Genomic DNA, 18,672 nt, shown 5'->3' with positions numbered 1-18,672 from the left:
AGGCCGGGGGACTGCTTCTCGTTCCAATCTCCCGGCTGCAGCACAAAACTTTGAAAAAACGAATCTATACGTGTTCCGCCTTTTACGTCTGAATCCAGTCTTCATAAGAGGATTCTTCGATATTGATATTAGCTTTGTCCATAAGCTCCTGGATGACTTCGTTTTCAGGCGTGGCCTGTTCTTCCTTCAGTACATCTTCAATATCACTTTCCAGTGCTTCGTAAGACGTCTTGGTATCCAGCACTTCTATGATATGAAAACCAAACTCCGTTTCCACCGGTTCACTAATTTCTCCGGGGCTCATCTGAAAAGCCGCTTCGTCGAATGCTTCAACCATCTGGCCGCGGTTGAAATAGCCAAGGTCTCCTCCTTCAGAAGCAGTGCCGTCTGTTGAATATTCTTCGGCTAATGTTTCAAATTCTTCGCCACTCTCGAGCTTTTCCTTTACCTCGACAGCTGTTTCTTCCTTTTCCACAAGGATGTGTCTTGCAGACACGGCTTCCAGGTCTTCTTTATTATCTTCATAATACGTTTGTTTATCCTTATCGGTAATTTCAATATCTTTTTCGGAAATTTCACGTAACACTAGCTGAGGTTTTAACACGTCATTTTTAAAATCCTCAATGGAATCGACAGGCAGCTGAAATTGAGTCTGAAGCATCGTGAGCAGCTGTTCATCATCTTCCACTCCGTAATTTTGTTTGAATGATTGAAATTCTTCCTCAACCTGGTCGGAATCTATATTTAACTGATCGGCTTGATCATTAAAAATGGTTTTCTGTACCATTTCATTCAGAATTTGTTCCCCATACCGGTCTTTTAAGGCTGCCACAAATTCCGCTTCGGTAATAGACGTTTCGTTCACATTAACAATAGTCGATTCATTTCCAGTTTCCTCCCCGCTGCAGGCGGATATTACCAGTAAACCAGTTACCCATCCCGCTGTCAGAAGCAATTTTTTCATTTTACTCCAACCCCTTAATTATAAATCAATCCATGGAAAGACAAACTATATAATACCATAAAATTCTTGAAAAAGAAAAAATCTAGGCAAAAAGCCTAAACACTCAAATGAAGATGAACATAACATATCGCAGTAAGGCTGTTAGGAGGTGGAGAAATGTCTAAAGGCTACTACGGAGGCTTCGCCTTAATTGTGGTACTTTTCATTCTGCTTGTAATTGTAGGTGCTTCCTGGTACTAAGATCATTATAGAAAAGGAGGATAATAAATGGGATACGAATATGGATCTAAATTTGCGCTGATTGTTGTGCTGTTTATCTTGCTTGTCATCGTAGGCGCAGCTTGGGCATATTAATACAAAAAGCTTTCCCGGATACTGATCCGGGAAAGCTTTTTTACTCTGCAGGAGTCCCGCCTGCCCTGGTCTCCTCTCGATGGACGTTTTCATATACATAGAAAATTTGAAATGTGACCTTTTAAGGTGCCTTACGTTCAACGCACACATTTGAATCAACAAACGGAGGGGAAGCACGCAGTTTCTTAATCTTCGTTTTCTGCAGAGAAACTAATACAGAAAGACACAGGAGGATCTGTAGACCTGCAGTGCTCCTGTGGCTTCCTATCACATGTTCAATTTAAAAAATGCTTAAATAAACCATAACTCTACAAAAGTGGACGTGAGTAGAATGGTAAGCAGAATATTAATGGTTCTGAAAATTTTCGGCTGCCGTTCTGCCGGTATCTCCTTTTGGACACAGAGGGCATTAGTCATAGAGTTTATCACGAATAAATAGGTTAGCGAAAATAATCCGAATAATGCGATCAGCATCTTTTTACCCCCAATACCTTGTATCTATTATACCTTAACAAAAGATTTTAAAAAAAGATAGTTTTTTTCTAGTACAATATAAGAGAAAATGTGATAGGGAACGAGGTTAACAGGAAAGAAGGTGGAAAGATGCAGAATCGTACAGGGAACATATGGAAATGGTTGTTTTTTATTTTATTGGGAACCGTACTGCTTGGGGTATCGCTTATGTTTTTTCTTGTAAGTACATCAGGCGGGTCCGGAGAGGGAGGCTCCCCTTCTTATCCCGACAACGGAGAATTTCATGAATATTTTACCGTTCAATTAACCGGTAATCAATTAAATCAACTGCTGCAGGAAGAAATGAAATCGGAGCAGGTCACGGTTCAGTTTGAAGGGGAGACTGCCCGGATGACGGCAGGGATTGATTTTCTAGGTCGCACCATTGAAGCGGAGATGGAATTTGAAACAGAAATCGGGGAAAATGGCAGTCTGGTACTGTCCCAACATAATGTTTCGGTCGGCCGGTTTTCTCTTCCCGGAGCCAAAGCGTTAGCACTGCTGGAATCACAGGCAGAGCTCCCCGATGTGGTAGAAGTACATCCAAACGACCAGCAGGTATGGATTAAACTGGATCAAATGAGCATAGGAAACGACTACTCCATCAGAGCCGAAACCTTTGCCCCCAGCAGGGATGAGATAGTGCTCCAAGTTGGGAAATAATAAAAGCAGCCGTTACACCGGCTGCTTTAATAAAATATCCATTCCATTTTTATTTTGTTCTATAAAGCAGTGACGGGGAGCGCCGAGCAATTGTTTTACATATATAAAATCGTACACAGCCAGGCCGGTATTAAAGGAGAACACCAGTACAAAATAGTGCATAAAGGATGGGAATACCAGCGCACCGGCGAGGGCGCTCAAATTAATAACTAAACCCGGAAACATCATCGACGCTATATAGAAATTCCGGGCGACCGGCTTCGTAAATTTAAGCAAAAGCAGTGGAGCCTTTCTTTTTCTTCTCTCGGTTACGTTCCATTTCATCCGAACCCCCACAAACCGCAATGGAATAGCGTGAAGAAGAGAGTGAAATGGAAATAACAACAGCAAGAACAGAATCGTATTTAAAAAGCTTAACTCGGCATACACCACATTATGATGATAAAGGCTGAAACCAAGGTAGCTTACAATAAATGTTAAAATCATAATACTAAGGGAGAACAACAGCATTCTTGATGCATTGTATTCTTTCTTTACGTTAATGGATTTCCAGCAATTCACGGGAGATCCCCCCTCTCTTCATCCTACTAGAATAATGTACGGCGTGAGCCGGAAAAAATCAATAGGCCAGCCAAAATAAATGAAAAGAAAAAGTATTTCGACAATTACCCCCGCGGCAGGCATGAAAAATGTCCAGGTATGTCATTCAAAAAAACGCACATTAGCCGCTTTGGCCAGAGTTTCTGAACAAAAAAACGGAGCCGGGACAATGTCTGCGGCTCCGTTATTCTTAATGTGACGTTTTTGCCTGTTTTACAGGTGTTAACGTACCACTTTCTTCTGTGAATTCCTCATCAAACGTATGGATCGATTTTTCGAAGATCTCCATGAAATCTTCCCCATAAATATGTCTCACAATAGTTATTAGCTCTGTGAATTCAGGAAACTTGCCGTATAATTCTTTTATCGGCAGCGCTCCGTTATACACACTGTACGTGTCAGGATTATATGCTTCCAATGTCTCCAATAAAAGATGGTCTCCGTCTTCGGTCAGTTCTATATAAGTATTACGTTTATCGTCCGTATTTTTGGAAAAATGCAGCAGTCCTCTTTCTTCCAATTTCTTTGAAAAGTTAAAAGCAGTGGAGACGTGCATGACTCCAAATTTTGCAATATCGGAAATGGATGCGCCTTCCAGGTGAAAAGCAATCCACAAAATTTGATGTTCATTAATATTCAGATTATATGGTTTAATCCATTGCTGCCAATCCTTTTCTATTGACTTCCACAAAGCTTTGGTTAATTGGGCAAACTTGTGGCTGAACAGAATGGATTGTTTTGTAGAAAGAGAAGAATGATCCAATCTTCCCCCTCCTCTCCAAGTATTATTGTAATAAAAAGTTTAAAACATCAATTTTTGTTATTTATGGTGAAAATATTGAGGGATTATTCAGACTCTTTACGAATTCGTTCATTTAGTTCCGTGATGGAATCGGAAATTTCTTTTATCTGCTGTTGAATACTTTCCACTTCGGGTTCAACTTCTTCTTTATAACGACTGTATGTTTTTTTCATTTCCTGTGTTAATCCATCTACAGCTTCAAGCCCTTCCGTTGCGGCATAACGCCAGTCTTGTGCAGCGGATCTTCCTTTTCTTGTCAGTCTGTTATTTAACGTTTTCCAGTCATATGTTTTGACGTAATTCCTGGTTTCATCTCCTGAAGCCGGAGCTGATAACAGGGCGGAAACTCCTCCTGCCACTATTCCTGTTATAAGACCTGAAATTAATGATTTCGAATCCATCGTACCACCTATCCTTTCTCTCCTTTTTTCTCTTTTTATAAAAATATTATTCTTTGATAACAGTATAGAGAAAAAAACGCTGAAAGAAAAGAACAAACTTTCTTTCCAGACGAAAAAAAACCGCCTGACAGAATAAACTTCTGCAGACGGTATCTTTCCTTAAATCTTGATGAAATGGGGTTTACCCATGATTTTTCTGAAACTGTTCCATAAATGTCTGTAAAGCTTCGCACGATTCAAGGGATACTGCATTGTAAAGGGAGGCCCGGCATCCCCCTACGGAACGGTGTCCATTTAATCCTGTAAACCCGGCATTCTGCGCTTCCTGCAGGAATTTTTTGTTTAACTCCTCCTCCGGCAGGTTAAACGTTACGTTCATCGCAGAACGGCTCTCTTTTTCAGCATGTCCCGTGTAGAAGCCGTTGCTGTTGTCTATAGTATGATAAAGCAGTTCTGCTTTTTCTTCATTCCTCTTCTTCATGCCTTCTGCTCCGCCGTGCCGTTTTATCCATTTCAGGACATTGTTCAGCATATAGACGGCAAAAGTAGGCGGAGTATTATACAGTGAATTTTTATCCGCATGTGTATCGTAGCGGAGAACCGTAGGAACGGTATCCGGTGTCTGTTTCAGCATCTCTTTTTTTATAATAATGACGGTAACCCCTGAAGGCCCAAGGTTTTTCTGAGCTCCGGCATAGAGCAGAGAAAAGTCTTCCACCGGGATAGGTCTGCTTAATATGTCACTGGACATATCGGCAATCAATGGAGCCGCTCCGGTTTGTGGGAATTTGTGCCATTGTGTGCCGAATATTGTATTATTGGAGGTGATATGGACGTAAGCATCGTTTTTATCGATGTCAATGTCTTTAACGTCCGGAATATAAGTATAATTGCTCTCCCCGGAGGAAGCCCCGGTTTTTGTCCGTCCGAGCAGTTTTGCTTCCTTTAATGCCTTTTCAGACCATGACCCCGTTAACACGTAATTGGCCGTTTGATTTTCAGGAAGGAAATTCATCGGGATCATCGGAAACTGCAGACTTGCTCCGCCCTGCAGCAGAAGCACCTCATAGTCTTCCGGAACATTCAGCAGTTCTTTTATACCTGCGATCGCTTCATTGTGCACCGCTTCGTAATCTGCACTGCGGTGGCTTAATTCCATGACGGACATGCCGGTAGCATTAAAATCCACCAATTCCTCTCGTGCATGCTCCAGTACTTCTTCCGGCAGGGCCGCCGGACCTGCATTAAAATTATGCGCTCTAGGCAACTCTCTCCACTCCTTTAGACTTCTCAACTATCGTTTGATGAAACTATCCTAACAGAATTTACAACCGCGGGGCTATGCTTTTTATAAATGTTTATTGATGTTTTTTGCAATAAGCTGCAGATCTTCCGATGTGTACTGAGCGCTGTTATCTTCAAATGAGGGCTGAAATCCGTCATTTGTTCCGTACCTTGGAATAAAATGAAGGTGATAATGAAAAACGGACTGGGAAGCTGCTTTTCCGTTATTGTTAATAAGGTTCATCCCTTCAGGTTCAAACTCCGTTTTAATAGCATTTGCGATCCGGGGTGCCATCTTAAACAAATAGGCAGCGGTATCTTCCTCGAGTTCATAGATATTTTCCTGGTGGTCTTTGGGGATTAACAGGGTATGGCCTTTTGTTGCCTGTCCGAGGTCGGCGAAGGCGAGGCATCTATCGTCTTCATAGACTACCGCAGCGGGGATGTCACCGGAAACAATCTTACAAAAAATACAATTACTGTCGTGCGTCATTTACACCGCTCCTTTTTTCAAATTTACGTATAACTATATTCTATCAGCCCGGTATCTGGAGGGCAAAAACCAAACGCGGGTTCTTACAATATACATGATACAATGCTATAATTTGCATAGCATGCATGCCGAAGGAGGAATCAAAATGTTTGTCCCCCTTATTTTAACAGATTTTCTGGATCGGGCGGCTTCATTATATGGAAATAAAACAGCTGTGATAGACGGGCAGAAAGAAGTTACGTATGAAGAGCTGAACAAACGGGTGAATCAGCTGTCCCATGCGTTAACTTCCCTTCATATCAAGAAGGGGGACAAAGTGGCGTATCTTACTCGTAATTCACTTGAATTGGTGGAAGGATATTACGGTGTGTTTCAGGTGGGGGGCATTATTACTCCGCTGGATACCGAACTGTCCCCGGAGGAGTACAAATTTATTTTAAATCATAGTGGAAGCAGAGTCCTATTTGTGGAAGAGTCCCTGTATACTTCGATTTGTCCCGTACTGAACGAATTGGAGACGGTAGAAACCGTGATCGTGCTTGGGACGTTTTCGCATACGGAGGAATATTATAGTTATAATACATGGAAAGATCAGTTTCCGACCTCGGAGTTTAACCGCATTGAACTGGAAGAACAGGACATCGCAACCCTTCAGTATACAAGAGGAACCACAGGACAGCCAAAAGGGGTGCTTCTTACCCACCGGAGCAATTATCTGCATGCCTTGTCCGCTATGCATCATCTGCGGGTGGAGGATAAGGACCGACTGCTGCACGTTCTTCCGATGCATCATGTGAACGGGTGGGGGGCCCCCTTTATTTACACTGCAAACGGCGCAACGCAGGTGATGCAGAAAGAAACAGCCCCGCGCCTCCTTGCAGAAAATATTCAGGACTTTGATATTACAGTGGTACATATGACACCCCCGGTTCTCGAACAACTCCTGGATTTTTTTTGGGAGGAGGAAGGAAGGGTTCCGATGAGGGAAAATGTCAGGCTTATCATTGCAGGAGCGGTTCCGCCCCGTGAGTTTGTATCTGCGGTGGAAAATGAGCTGGGCTGGGAATTTCTTCAGGTATATGGGATGACAGAAACATCTCCGCTTGTGACAGTATCAGAGGTGCGTACTCAACATCATCATTTTTCCCCGGAGAGAAAGCAGGATATTAAAGCTAAAATCGGGTACTCCATGATAGGATCGAATGTTAAAGTAACGGGGGAGGACGGGGAACTGGTCCCATACGACGGGGTGACGCCCGGTGAAATTGTCGTTCGTTCAAATAATGCGATGGAAGGATATTTGAAAAATCCGGAGGAGACGTCCAATATGATCAAAAACGGCTGGCTTCACACGGGAGACAGGGCCGTGGTGGATCCAAACGGGTACATTCAAATTGTCGAACGCAAAAGGTGGAGAAAAAATAGAACATCCAGCGCAGATACAGCGCAGTAAGGAGTATGGAATATGACAGAACTTCTTGAAGTGAATCATGTCAGCGGCGGTTATAATGTTCATAAGCCGGTACTGCACGATTTAAGGTTCAACGTACATAAAGGGGAAATGGTAGGGCTGATCGGGTTGAACGGAGCCGGGAAAAGTACGACCATTAAGCATATTCTTGGCTTAATGGAACCGACAGCAGGAGATATTCGTATAAACGGAGACCGCTGTAAAGAAAGCCCTGAAGCATACCGGCGGACGTTTACTTATATTCCGGAAACTCCTATTTTATATGAAGAACTGACCCTGTGGGAGCATTTAAAACTGACAGCAGCTGCATACGGAGTAGATGACAAGACCTTTGAACAACGGGCCGCTCCGCTTCTGACGGAATACCGTATGGAAAAAATGAAGGACTGGTTTCCGAGCCATTTCTCGAAAGGAATGCGGCAAAAGGTTATGATTATGTGCGCTTTTCTCGTACAGCCCGATTTGTATGTGGTGGATGAACCTTTTGTCGGGCTGGACCCGGTTGCCATAAAATCGCTGCTCGAGATGATGGTGGAAAAAAAGGAAGAAGGAGCCGGCATCATCATGTCTACTCATATTTTGGCAACGGCAGAGCGTTACTGCGATCGCTTTATACTGCTTCATGAAGGCCGGATCAAATATCAGGGGACATTACAAGAACTGAGGGAGCAAGCCGGAATGCCGGGAGCAGATTTAGATGATTTATACATAGAAGTAACTAAAGGAGAAGTCTGAATGGATATAGCATCTCTATGGGGAGACCGTGTAAAAGCTTTTTGGAACGAAGCGATCCGATATTTGCGGCTGCTCGGAAACAGCGGGTTTATGTTCAGTTTGTACGCTCTGTTTCTGGTCGGCGGCTCCTTTTATCCTTCTTTTATCGATTGGCTCCCGGAAGCGGTACCGGTTTCTTTTTTATTCGCTGTTTTATTTACGTACCTGTTAACGAGATGTCCGCTCCGTACCTTTTTAAAGGAAGGGGATCTGGTCTTTCTTCTGCCGCTTGAGAACCAATTGAAAGGGTATTTTCACAAATCCGTGATGTATTCTTTCATCATGCAATCTTTCAGCATGACAATCGTATACTTATTGTTAGGTCCGCTTTTTAAAAACAGGGTGGCGGACGACGGCCTTTATTTATATGTCGTTCTCTTGTTTTTGCTGCTTATCAATTTGTGGAATTATGTTTCTATCTGGGCCGAAGCAAGAATACAGGAAGACGCTGGCCGGCAGAAACATGCGGCTGCCAGGGCGGTCCTGAATTTTGCTGCCGCATATTTGCTGTTTCAGCATGCCGCGCTGTGGTTTCCGCTGGCTGTACTCCTTCTTATGCTGTTTGTCTATTTATTCTACTATTATCCGCTCTTACGCCGGCATTTATTAAAATGGGAAGTACTGCTGAAGCTGGAGGAAAAACGGCTTTCTGTATTTTATCGGTTTGTCCAGTCCTTTACAGACGTTCCTAACATAAAGGGAGGGATCAAACGACGGAAATGGCTGACTGTTCTAACGGATCGATGGCTTTGGAGAAACACTTCGGTATACAGGGTTTTATTTGGTAAAGGATTTATCCGTTACGGGGAATACTTGGGGATGTATGTCCGGCTGCTTTTAGCCGGAGGGCTTGTCATGTATGCCTTCCCTAATGACTGGTTCCGCGTTGCAGCAGCCCTGTTGTTCCTTTATATGACCAGCGTCCAGCTGCGGACGCTTTGGCATCATCTTGATACAGCGATGTGGCCGGATCTGTATCCTGTCTCCCTGCAGCAAAAGCAGACCTCTTTTCAGGAGATGGTGAAAATCCTGCTGCTGTTTCAAACCGTCTTATTAACAATCGTGTACAGTCTGGTCGCAAGCTCGCTCATGCCAGGCCTTATCGTTTTAGGAACCGGGGGACTTTTCTGCTGGTTTTATCCGGTCCTGAAAAAAGATAAAGAAATGATTCAAGCAAGGTAGGAGGAAGGATATGAACGACTATGAGAGGAAAGCCCTGGAAGAAACGGAAGTGTGGCTGAGGCAGCTGAAAAAACCCGCCAGTATGACACAGCATCTGACAAAGAATGTTCAGACCAAAATGAACCGTTTTGTTCCCCAGAAGTTTCATGATGCCGTGGGGAAGGCTGTCAAACAAATGACGGAAGGGGTGTTGAATGGATCTGATTATCTGCCGAATGGAAAGCACGAACAGGCCGAAATGCTTCAGGAAGCAGATGACAGACTGGATGAATTGATACCGGTATTTCAAAAAGGGGCGGCAGCGGAAGGAGCCGGAACAGGAGCCGGCGGTTTTCTGCTGGGAGCTGCTGACTTCCCGCTTTTGCTCGGTTTTAAAATGAGGTTTTTATTTTCTGCTGCCACCATTTATGGTATCGATGTCAGTGATTTCCGTAACCGGCTGTATATGCTTCATGTGTTTCAGGCTGCTTTTTCCAGTGCTGAAAAACGGGAAGAAACGGCCTATCGGCTCGAGGAGTGGCAGGAATATGTCAAAGATAAACCGAGGAAAATTTCGGTAGCGCAGGAGTTGGACTGGAGCTCGTTTCAGCAGGAATACCGAGATCACATTGATTTAGTGAAATTAATGCAGCTGGTTCCTGGTTTTGGTGCTGTGGTAGGAGCTGCGGCGAATTATCATCTGCTTGGCCACCTTGGCGAGGCGGCAAAGCAGGGGTATCGTTGGAAATGGCTGATGGAGAATAACGACATGTAAAAAACAGTCTCACGCATCGATGAAGAAGGGGACCATCCTGGACCGGTCATTTGTTCAGCTGATCCCCCGTCCTCTGATTAGTTTTTGAAATCAAGCGCAGCTTTCCCCATAATTTTGGCAGCAAGCAGCATAGCTCGTTCGTCTATATCAAATTTCGGGTGATGGTGAGGATAGGCTTCTTCCCATTCTGGATGCCGGGCTCCGGTGAAAAAGTAAGAGCCTTTCACATGGTGGAGATAGTACGCAAAATCCTCACCGGTCATCTGCGGTTTCATATATTCTGTTTCTGAAATGCCGGGGACCTGGGCTGCACAGTCTGCCAGATACTGTGCTTCTTCTGCATGATTTACCACGGCCGGATACCCCCTGTAATAACGGAAGTCAGCACTGGCAGAAGCCCCGTCACAAACAGCCTTGGTCATCCGTTCCAGTTCTTTTTCAATTGTATCACGGACGTGGTCATTGAACGTCCGTACAGTACCTACGAGTCTGGCCTGGTCGGCAATGACGTTAAAAGCATTGGCGGCTTCGAATGAGCCGACTGAAACGACAGCAGACTCCTGTGGATCGATACGGCGGCTGACAAGCTGCTGGATATTGGTTACCAGCTGGGAGCCGATAACAATAGCGTCTTTTGTTAAATGGGGTGTCGCTCCGTGGCCGCCTTTGCCGATAATGTCTATTTCAAATCGGTCGGCTGCTGCCATCATGGCGCCGTCTTTATATTGCATGACGCCGTAGGGGACGGTGGCCCAAAGATGAGTACCAAAAATTACATCGACATCTTCAAGACACCCATCCTCAATCATCGCAGCTGCCCCACCTGGAGCAAGTTCTTCTGCATGCTGATGAATAAAGACTATCGTACCGGAGAGCTCGTCTTTTATGTGATTTAGAGCTTTGGCCAGAATCAGCATCGTCGCGGTATGACCATCATGGCCGCAGGCGTGCATGATACCATTCCGTTTGGATTGGAACGGCAGCCCTGTTTCCTCCTGAATCGGCAGAGCGTCAAAATCAGCTCGCAGGCCGACTACAGGACCGGGCTTTCCTCCCACCAGCCTGGCGGTTACTCCTCGTTTTCCCACTTCTGTTGTTACCTCATGCCCTAATTTTTTGTGATACTCGGCAATATAGGCTGGTGTTTCCTCCTCTTCAAAGGATAGTTCTGGATATTGATGAAGGTACCGGCGGATATTGACCATTTCTTCGTAAGAATCCTCCAGAAAACGAAATAATAAGTTTTCCATGTTCTTTCCCTCCCTGTCTTCATAACGAACATTAAATGCCAAAAGGAACGAACCTTGATAAATAGGCGGATAACATTTGAAAATAACCCGTGAAGAGCATAATGCCAAGAGCAATCATTATGACGCCGCTGATTTGTTGGATGCGGGGGAGCCATTTATTAAGCCGTTTTAATTTATTTAGTGATTTCGAATAAAGCAGGCCTACCAGTAAAAACGGAACCCCAAGCCCCATCGAATAAATAAAAAGCATAAACATGCCGGTGTACATAGTGTCTGCCGTGCTGGCCAAGGCTAAAATAGACCCAAGGACCAGTCCAATGCAGGGGGACCATCCGGCAGCAAAAAGAAGGCCGAACAGGACCGAACCGGCAAAACTGGTCGATTTTTTTGGAGGGCGGTGGACTTTTTTATCTGTCATTAACGCTTTGATCGAAATGAGACCGGTCATCTGCAGGCCGAACAGAACAATAATGATGCCTCCCAGTTGTTCAATTAAAGCATTTCTGCTATCGAATAAGGAGCCGAGAGCAGTGGAAGAAGCCCCGATAAGCAGGAAAACAATCGTGAATCCGAGAATAAACCCAAGACTTCTCGATAAAATGATCCGCCGTTCCACCTGAATCTGCCCATCCGCAACAGTAGTGCCTGTAAGCTGGGCGAGATAGGCAGGAACGAGCGGGAAGATGCAGGGGGTCAAAAAAGAGGCAACACCTGCCCCGAAAGCGAGCCAAATACTGATGTCATTCAAGGGTATCCCTCCACTTCAGAGAAAAATCATTGATTCTATTATCATACAGTATAAGTTTGACGAAGCATTGAACACAGCGGGTACGACTTCCGACGGAGAAAAAATTAAACCAAGGCTGGTCGCATCTTTTCCGTTTTCATATTACACTAAAAGGACAAAGAGATAAATTGTCAGTGCTGCATCAGATAAAGATTCGATCGAGGGGATAAATAATGCTGAGAAATTCCGGAAACTTAATATTAGGATTTATCATCGTGGTGATTGGACTCCATTTATTGTTTAATCAGTTTGATACCAGTTTTCATGTTAATCTGGCAGCATATATTTGGCCGTTAATCGCATTTTCTATATCATATCATTTTTATAATAAAGGACGGAAATGGCTGGCTTTATTGTTTCTGGCTTTTGCCGTTATATCCCTGGGGAATCATCTCTTTCATGTTGATTTGACGGGAGTCTTCATTGCTCTGGTTCTTCTTTATTTTGGATTTAAATTAATGAAAGGCAATTCTAAAGAAATTGATATTGATAAGGATCTGCCCCCAAAAGAAGAAAAAGAAAACAGATCATCGGTGGACCAGACGCCGGATTTGCAGCAGGAACAGGGAGATACGCAGGAAGAGACCCCTCATGTCACAGAGGCGGTTCCGGCCCGCAGAAGCAATCGGAAAAGCAGACAAAATACGGACGAGCGCAGTTCAGAACCTATTGTTACTCCATCCCATAAAAATGTATTTATCGGTGATTTTAAGCTGATGAAGCGCAGGTTTGCCCTTCAGGATATGAATGTAAAATATGGGATGGGCGATATCGCCATAGATTTTTCCAAAGCCATCATCGATGAAGGGGAGACCGTGATTGTGCTGCAGGGGGGCATTGGCGATGTAGATCTGTACATCCCTTACGACTTGAATGTATCGATTCAGGCCAGTGCAGCTCTTGGAGATATTAACATCCTCGAGCACCGGGAAGAGGGTCTAAATAAAGAAGCTATTGTACAGACCGATTATTACAAAGAAGCGCCGCGGAAAGTTAAAATTCTAATTTCTGTTATTTTGGGAGATATTGATGTGAGGTATGTGTGATGAAAAGGATGGTTAATATTCAATGGGATTATATCCGCCATGCCTTTGGAGCCTCCTTGTTGACGGTATTTCTGCTGATCGCGCTTCTGCTTTCTAGTATAGAAGATATGCGGTTGTTAATGTCTTTTAGAAGCTGGTTTAATATCCCGATATTTGTCTTGTGGATGGTACTTTCGCTTGGTCTGGCTATTTTAATCGGCCTGCGCGGCGGAAAAAGACAAAAAAACCGGCTGAATCAATTGATGGAAAGCACGATGGCCCTGGAACGAGGGGATTTTTCTAAAAAAATACGGCTTCAGGGGGAAGATGAACTGGGTGTTATGAGCAATCACCTGCATGCGGTGGCTGATCGTCTGGAAGAACAGGCATCGTCTATGCAGAAATTGTCGGCGGAACGAGCAGAGTATCAAACCTCCATTAAACGGGCAGCCGCCGCCGATGAACGTCAAAGGCTTGCCAGAGAACTTCATGACGCTGTCAGCCAGCAGTTGTTTGCAATTTCCATGACGACAGCCGCATTGCAGAAAACGATTGAAACGGATGCAGAGCAATCGATGAAACAGGCAGCTTTGGTAGAAAAAATGGCAGGCAGCGCTCAAGGGGAAATGCGTGCGCTGCTTATGCACCTTCGTCCGGTCAGCCTGGAAGGAAAGGGTCTGAAACAAGGACTGCAGGCCTTGCTGGAAGAATTGCAGGAGAAAACCAAGCTCCAGCTTTATTGGGATATTCAAAATATTGAAGATACCGGCAAAGGCATAGAAGATCATTTATTCCGAATTGCCCAGGAGGCGTTGTCCAATGTGCTCCGGCATGCCCAGGCCTCTTATGTTGATGTTCAACTAAAATCGTTTAACGGTCATCTACGGATGAAAATTATTGACGACGGCATCGGGTTTCATTTAGAAAATAACCAGAAGCATTCCTCCTATGGATTGTCCATGATGAAAGAAAGGGTGAACGAACTGGGCGGTGTAATTCATATTTTGTCGTATCCCGGCAAAGGAACCCAGGTGGAAGTTTCTGTGTCCGTGTCGAATGAGGAGGAGAATAAGGTTGATTAAAGTCGTATTAATCGATGATCATGAGATGGTCCGGATGGGGGTCTCTGCTTATCTGTCGACAGAAGATGATATCCAGGTTGCCGGGGAAGCGGAAGACGGGGAAACAGGCTTGCAGCTTGTTCAACAACATCAGCCGGATGTGGTGCTGATGGATTTAATTATGGAAAAGATGGATGGCATTGAAGCGACGAAGCAGATTATGTCAGAACTTCCAGATACGAAAGTGATCGTACTGACAAGTTTTTATGATGATGAACAGGTATACCCTGCTATTGAAGCAGGAGCTTTCAGTTATCTATTAAAAACGGCAAAAGCAGAAATGATAGCAGAAGCCATCCGGGCTGCGATGAAAGGCGAGTCCAAGGTGGAAGCGGAAGTAACAAGAAAGATGATGCAGCGGATGAGACAGCCTGAATCCAGTTTGCACGACACCTTGACCGAAAGAGAGCGGGATGTTGTATCCTTGATAGGAGAAGGAAAAACAAATCAGGAAATTGCAGATGAACTTTATATTGGAATTAAGACGGTAAAAACGCATGTCAGTCATATCTTATCAAAATTAGCTGTAGATGACCGGACCCAGATTGCTGTGTATGCACACAGACATGGGCTGGCAGATTAATTTTTTATCATAAATATGGAAAAAAAACGCAGAATAACAAAAGCTATGAAATATAATGTCGAACGGCTCTTTTTTATTTATAATAGTACCGTAAGGTTCATGCAACGGATAAATCAGTGCAGCATGAAGGAGTAGCAAATCATGAGAAAGAAATGGATAATCTGGGGACTTCTAATAATAACCTTTTTACTGGTGAGTGCCGGGATTTATCTGTCTTCTGTCGTTATTGGTGCAGCAGCGATAGATGAAAAGCAGTTAGTGATGAATGAAACCTCTACGATTTATGATGAAAATGGGGAGAAATTGGCAGAACTCCATAAAGAAGACCGGGATATGATTAACATAGAGGATTTACCTGAACATGTGAAGCAGGCCTTTATTTCCATAGAAGATATGCGTTTTTATGAACATCAAGGAATTGATCCACGTGCGATAGTTAGAGCCCTCTACCGGGATATTATGGCTGGCGCCAAAGTGGAAGGCGGAAGCACTATTACTCAGCAGCTGGCTAAAAATGCATTTTTATCCAGCGATAAAACGCTTCTTCGTAAAACAAAAGAAGTGTTGATTGCCATGGGACTGGAAAGAAAATTCAGCAAGGAAAAAATCCTCGAATACTATATGAACCAAGTATATTTTGGACATGGATCTTACGGAATTCAGTCGGCGGCCCAGCTGTATTTTAATAAAAATGCGGCAGCATTGTCTGCTGATGAGGCCGCGTTATTAGCAGGTATTCCGAAAGCACCTTCCAATTATTCACCGGTGGATGATGCCGAACAGGCAAAACAACGCAGAAACACGGTCCTTGCTCTGATGGAGCAGCAGGGATACCTTGGAGCAGAAGAAACGATTTCCTATCAGGGAAAAACGCTCCCGGATTCTCTCCATGAATCTAAAGAGAACCCGGCCTTTTTTACGTATATTGATATGATGTTGAACGAAGCAGAAGAGAAATATCAATTATCGGCGCAGGAAATCTATAGAGGCGGTTATGACATTGTCGTTCCGATGAATAAGGAAATGCAGCAGGCTTCCTATGATCTGTTTCAAGACTCCTCCTATTTTCCCTCGGAAGCGGATGGAACAGAAGGGGCGTTCTTTATGATGGACCATCATGACGGCGGTGTTGCGGCAGTCCAGGGAGGACGTGGATATGTCCGGCAGGGATTGAACCGGGTGACGGCCAAACGCCAGCCCGGCTCTGTAATGAAACCGCTGGCTGTCTACGCTCCGGCTCTTGCATCAGGAGACTATCAGCCCTATTCGTTATTAAAAGATGAAGAGACAAGCTATGACGGGTATACCCCGAAAAATCACAGCGGGGAGTATCAGGGAGAAATCACCATGGTGGATGCCGTAGCAGCGTCTACCAATGCAGCAGCAGTCTGGCTGTATGATCAGCTGGACAAAAGCACCACCTCCGAGTGGATGGAATCCGTTGGTCTTGATATAAAAGATAACGGTCTTGCTGTAGCCCTTGGAGGACTTTCTGAAGGACTTTCCCCGTATGAAATTGCATCTTCTTATACGGCGTTTGCCAATAATGGAAAAAAAACCGAACCTTATTTTATTTCCAGCATTACAGATCGTGATGGCAGCGTTATAGCTGAAGCCGAAACAACGGACAAAAGGGTGATGAGTGAACAGAATGCCTGGTATATGACACGCCTTCTTGAAAATGTAGTGGAGGAAGGGACAGGAACAGAGGGATCAACGACCTATCCTTTAGCCGGAAAGACAGGAACAACCTCCTTTTTAGAAGTAGAAGGGGCGGCCCGGGATGCGTGGTTTGCCGGGTTTACTCCGCAGTGGACAGGCGCGTTGTGGATGGGGTATGACAAAACGACCGAAGAGCAGTATTTAGAAGCGGGAAGTTCTTACCCCACCCGGTTATTCAAAGATATTCTCAATCAGGTCCCGGCAGACAGTGACGTCCAGACCGCATTTCAGCAGCCGGATAATGTTCAGGACCTGGAATCTCCGATTGAAATGGGAGAAGTGAACGATTTAACCGCGTCCCTCAGTTTACGCGGAGGCGGGCTGTTTAATGTGAACCTGGAATGGACTCCCTCTTCCGATGAACGGGTGACGTATAAAATATACGAGGTCTCAGACGGATCGGGAGAAGAAATTGAAGAAGTAAAAGGCACGGGAGAATACACCATCGAAGGGGTTAACATTTTTAATATGCAGGAATACATGATCGTTCCTTACAACCCTCAAACAAAAGAAGAAGGAGAAGCTTCCAACGTAGCGGAAGTTTCCGTCGGGTCGCTGTTTGGCAGCGGATCATAAAGAAGAAACGGGAGTTGCCGGGAAATTCGTCACTCCCGTTTTTTTATGAACAACAAAACGACAAAACCCGCCGTCCTTGTCGGGGTAAAAGCAGGTTTCGGTAAAAGCAGATGACGATGAAGGAGCGATCTTGGGTTTTGTCTCAGACTCTTTTCTTTCCGGTTAATATCTTTCTATTTTTTGAACAATACTGGTGAGTACTGTACATGACATTTCCCATCGAGTATGGTAAAAAGGGTATGGAATAATACAAGAATAGGCAATAAAAGCGTGAGGATTGTCCCGGCTGCTGGATAAAAGGAGTGTTTGGCATGGAAGAGACGCAAAAAAATGATAACTTTTTAAGAGCTGCTTATAAAGAAGGGGTGGATCATGTACCAGTCTGGTATATGAGACAGGCAGGACGATCCCAGCCGGAGTACCGCAGGTTAAAAGAGAAATATTCTTTGTTTGAAATCACACGTGATCCGGAATTGTGCGCCTATGTGACGAAACTGCCGGTAGACCAATACAATACGGATGCCGCTATTTTGTATAAGGATATTATGACACCCCTGCCGTCTTTGGGGGTGGAACTAGACATTAAGCCGGGGGTCGGTCCGGTCATTCACAATCCCATTAAACGCAAGGAGGACGTGGACAAGCTGGGCGTCCTCGAACCGGAACAGGAAATTCCATTTGTTCTAGACACGATCCGGCTGTTGAGAGAACAGCTTCATGTTCCTTTGATCAGCTTTAGCGGGGCGCCTTTCACGTTAGCCAGTTATATGATTGAAGGCGGGCCTTCGAAAAATTACTACAATACAAAAGCATTTATGCATTCTCAGCCCCAGGCGTGGCACGCACTTATGGAGAACCTGGGTGATATGACCATCCGCTATGTAAAAGCACAAATAAAGGCAGGGGCAGAAGCAGTCCAGATATTCGACTCATGGGTCGGAGCTTTAAATGCAGCCGATTACCGCAGCTATGTTAAACCGATTATGATGAAAATTTTTGATGCCCTGCGCACAGAAGAAGTGCCGGTTATTATGTTCGGGGTCGGCGCAGCTCATCTCATGAAAGAGTGGAACGATCTTCCTCTGCAGGTTCTGGGCCTGGACTGGAGGATCTCTGTGGCGGAAGCAAGAGAACTTGGAATAAACAAAGCGCTGCAGGGAAATCTGGATCCGGCTCTACTGCTTGCCCCGTGGGATGTAATTAAAGAGAATGTGAAACCCATACTAGAACAGGGAATGCAGGAAAAAGGATATATTTTTAATTTAGGTCATGGTGTATTTCCTGATGTGAACCCGGATACGTTAAAACGATTAACAGCTTTTGTACATGAATATACACAGAGTTAGCAGGGGG

21 protein-coding genes are annotated in these 18,672 nt (G+C 44.6%); 12 read left to right on the top strand and 9 right to left on the bottom strand.

What is annotated here, in order from left to right; genetic code table 11:
- Positions 1-82: 82 nt before the first annotated feature.
- Complete coding sequence (locus G475_RS0105670) at positions 83-964, bottom strand: foldase protein PrsA (protein WP_026700456.1); 882 nt, start codon at positions 962-964, stop codon at positions 83-85.
- 156 nt (positions 965-1,120) lie between these two features.
- Between G475_RS0105670 and G475_RS24345 the strand changes: the two genes are divergently transcribed.
- Positions 1,121-1,204, top strand: coding sequence for a YjcZ family sporulation protein (locus tag G475_RS24345; protein ID WP_035710302.1), 84 nt, complete (start codon positions 1,121-1,123; stop codon positions 1,202-1,204).
- Between the two features lie 27 nt (positions 1,205-1,231).
- Complete coding sequence (locus G475_RS24340; RefSeq protein ID WP_035710301.1) at positions 1,232-1,318, top strand: YjcZ family sporulation protein; 87 nt, start codon at positions 1,232-1,234, stop codon at positions 1,316-1,318.
- A 291-nt stretch (positions 1,319-1,609) separates the two neighbouring features.
- Here the strand turns inward: G475_RS24340 and G475_RS0105655 are convergent, their stop codons facing one another.
- Positions 1,610-1,792 carry a hypothetical protein gene (locus tag G475_RS0105655; RefSeq protein WP_380711264.1) on the bottom strand — a complete coding sequence of 61 codons (183 nt, stop codon included), beginning with the start codon at positions 1,790-1,792 and terminating at the stop codon, positions 1,610-1,612.
- 129 nt (positions 1,793-1,921) lie between these two features.
- Here G475_RS0105655 and G475_RS0105650 point away from each other — a divergent pair, with 129 nt between their 5' ends.
- Complete coding sequence (locus G475_RS0105650; protein WP_026700454.1) at positions 1,922-2,494, top strand: YpmS family protein; 573 nt, start codon at positions 1,922-1,924, stop codon at positions 2,492-2,494.
- A 12-nt stretch (positions 2,495-2,506) separates the two neighbouring features.
- Here the strand turns inward: G475_RS0105650 and G475_RS0105645 are convergent, their stop codons facing one another.
- The 5 genes from G475_RS0105645 to G475_RS0105620 all read right to left on the bottom strand — a co-directional run bounded on the left by G475_RS0105645 (position 2,507) and on the right by G475_RS0105620 (position 6,074).
- On the bottom strand, positions 2,507-3,055 hold the full coding sequence (locus G475_RS0105645) for a DUF3267 domain-containing protein (protein WP_026700453.1): 549 nt from the start codon (positions 3,053-3,055) through the stop codon (positions 2,507-2,509).
- 229 nt (positions 3,056-3,284) lie between these two features.
- Positions 3,285-3,857, bottom strand: coding sequence for an HTH-type transcriptional regulator Hpr (locus G475_RS0105635; protein WP_026700452.1), 573 nt, complete (start codon positions 3,855-3,857; stop codon positions 3,285-3,287).
- A gap of 83 nt (positions 3,858-3,940) precedes the next feature.
- Positions 3,941-4,297 carry a YtxH domain-containing protein gene (locus tag G475_RS0105630; protein WP_026700451.1) on the bottom strand — a complete coding sequence of 119 codons (357 nt, stop codon included), beginning with the start codon at positions 4,295-4,297 and terminating at the stop codon, positions 3,941-3,943.
- A 181-nt stretch (positions 4,298-4,478) separates the two neighbouring features.
- Positions 4,479-5,564 (bottom strand): 3-phosphoserine/phosphohydroxythreonine transaminase, encoded by a 1,086-nt coding sequence (serC, locus tag G475_RS0105625; RefSeq protein ID WP_026700450.1) that lies wholly within the window; start codon positions 5,562-5,564, stop codon positions 4,479-4,481.
- A gap of 81 nt (positions 5,565-5,645) precedes the next feature.
- Entirely contained in the window at positions 5,646-6,074 is a 429-nt protein-coding gene (locus G475_RS0105620; protein WP_026700449.1) for an HIT family protein, read from the bottom strand.
- 145 nt (positions 6,075-6,219) lie between these two features.
- Between G475_RS0105620 and G475_RS24335 the strand changes: the two genes are divergently transcribed.
- Genes G475_RS24335 through G475_RS0105600 form a run of 4 tightly spaced genes read left to right on the top strand, consistent with a single transcriptional unit; the run spans position 6,220 to position 10,255 of the window.
- Entirely contained in the window at positions 6,220-7,527 is a 1,308-nt protein-coding gene (locus tag G475_RS24335) for an AMP-binding protein (protein WP_051302211.1), read from the top strand.
- 12 nt (positions 7,528-7,539) lie between these two features.
- Complete coding sequence (locus G475_RS0105610; protein WP_026700448.1) at positions 7,540-8,280, top strand: ABC transporter ATP-binding protein; 741 nt, start codon at positions 7,540-7,542, stop codon at positions 8,278-8,280.
- On the top strand, positions 8,281-9,501 hold the full coding sequence (locus G475_RS0105605) for an ABC transporter permease (RefSeq protein WP_026700447.1): 1,221 nt from the start codon (positions 8,281-8,283) through the stop codon (positions 9,499-9,501).
- 10 nt (positions 9,502-9,511) lie between these two features.
- Complete coding sequence (locus G475_RS0105600) at positions 9,512-10,255, top strand: EcsC family protein (protein ID WP_026700446.1); 744 nt, start codon at positions 9,512-9,514, stop codon at positions 10,253-10,255.
- A 77-nt stretch (positions 10,256-10,332) separates the two neighbouring features.
- Here G475_RS0105600 and G475_RS0105595 read toward each other — a convergent pair whose 3' ends face one another.
- A complete protein-coding gene (locus tag G475_RS0105595; protein WP_026700445.1) occupies positions 10,333-11,505 on the bottom strand; it encodes an amidohydrolase in 1,173 nt (390 codons plus the stop codon).
- Positions 11,506-11,536: 31 nt separating this feature from the next.
- Positions 11,537-12,253, bottom strand: coding sequence for a cytochrome c biogenesis CcdA family protein (locus G475_RS0105590; protein ID WP_026700444.1), 717 nt, complete (start codon positions 12,251-12,253; stop codon positions 11,537-11,539).
- A 212-nt stretch (positions 12,254-12,465) separates the two neighbouring features.
- Here G475_RS0105590 and liaF point away from each other — a divergent pair, with 212 nt between their 5' ends.
- From liaF to hemE, 5 genes are all read left to right on the top strand, one after another.
- Positions 12,466-13,338: a cell wall-active antibiotics response protein LiaF gene (gene liaF, locus G475_RS26285; RefSeq protein WP_051302209.1), complete on the top strand. Its 873-nt coding sequence runs from the start codon at positions 12,466-12,468 to the stop codon at positions 13,336-13,338.
- Positions 13,338-14,399 carry a HAMP domain-containing sensor histidine kinase gene (locus G475_RS0105575; RefSeq protein WP_084414010.1) on the top strand — a complete coding sequence of 354 codons (1,062 nt, stop codon included), beginning with the start codon at positions 13,338-13,340 and terminating at the stop codon, positions 14,397-14,399. The genes liaF and G475_RS0105575 overlap by 1 nt, the downstream gene beginning before the upstream one ends.
- A complete protein-coding gene (locus G475_RS0105570) occupies positions 14,392-15,021 on the top strand; it encodes a response regulator (RefSeq protein ID WP_026700442.1) in 630 nt (209 codons plus the stop codon). Before G475_RS0105575 ends, G475_RS0105570 begins: the two co-directional genes overlap by 8 nt.
- Before the next feature lie 141 nt (positions 15,022-15,162).
- A complete protein-coding gene (locus G475_RS0105565) occupies positions 15,163-17,319 on the top strand; it encodes a transglycosylase domain-containing protein (protein ID WP_026700441.1) in 2,157 nt (718 codons plus the stop codon).
- Positions 17,320-17,630: 311 nt separating this feature from the next.
- Entirely contained in the window at positions 17,631-18,665 is a 1,035-nt protein-coding gene (gene hemE / locus G475_RS0105560) for a uroporphyrinogen decarboxylase (protein ID WP_026700440.1), read from the top strand.
- Positions 18,666-18,672 lie beyond the last annotated feature (7 nt).

This window comes from Salibacterium aidingense DSM 18341 (genome assembly GCF_000429685.1).
Lineage (GTDB): Bacteria > Bacillota > Bacilli > Bacillales > Marinococcaceae > Salibacterium > Salibacterium aidingense.
Note: the sequence above shows the minus strand (reverse complement) of the source record. Positions and strands in the feature narration are given on the sequence as shown.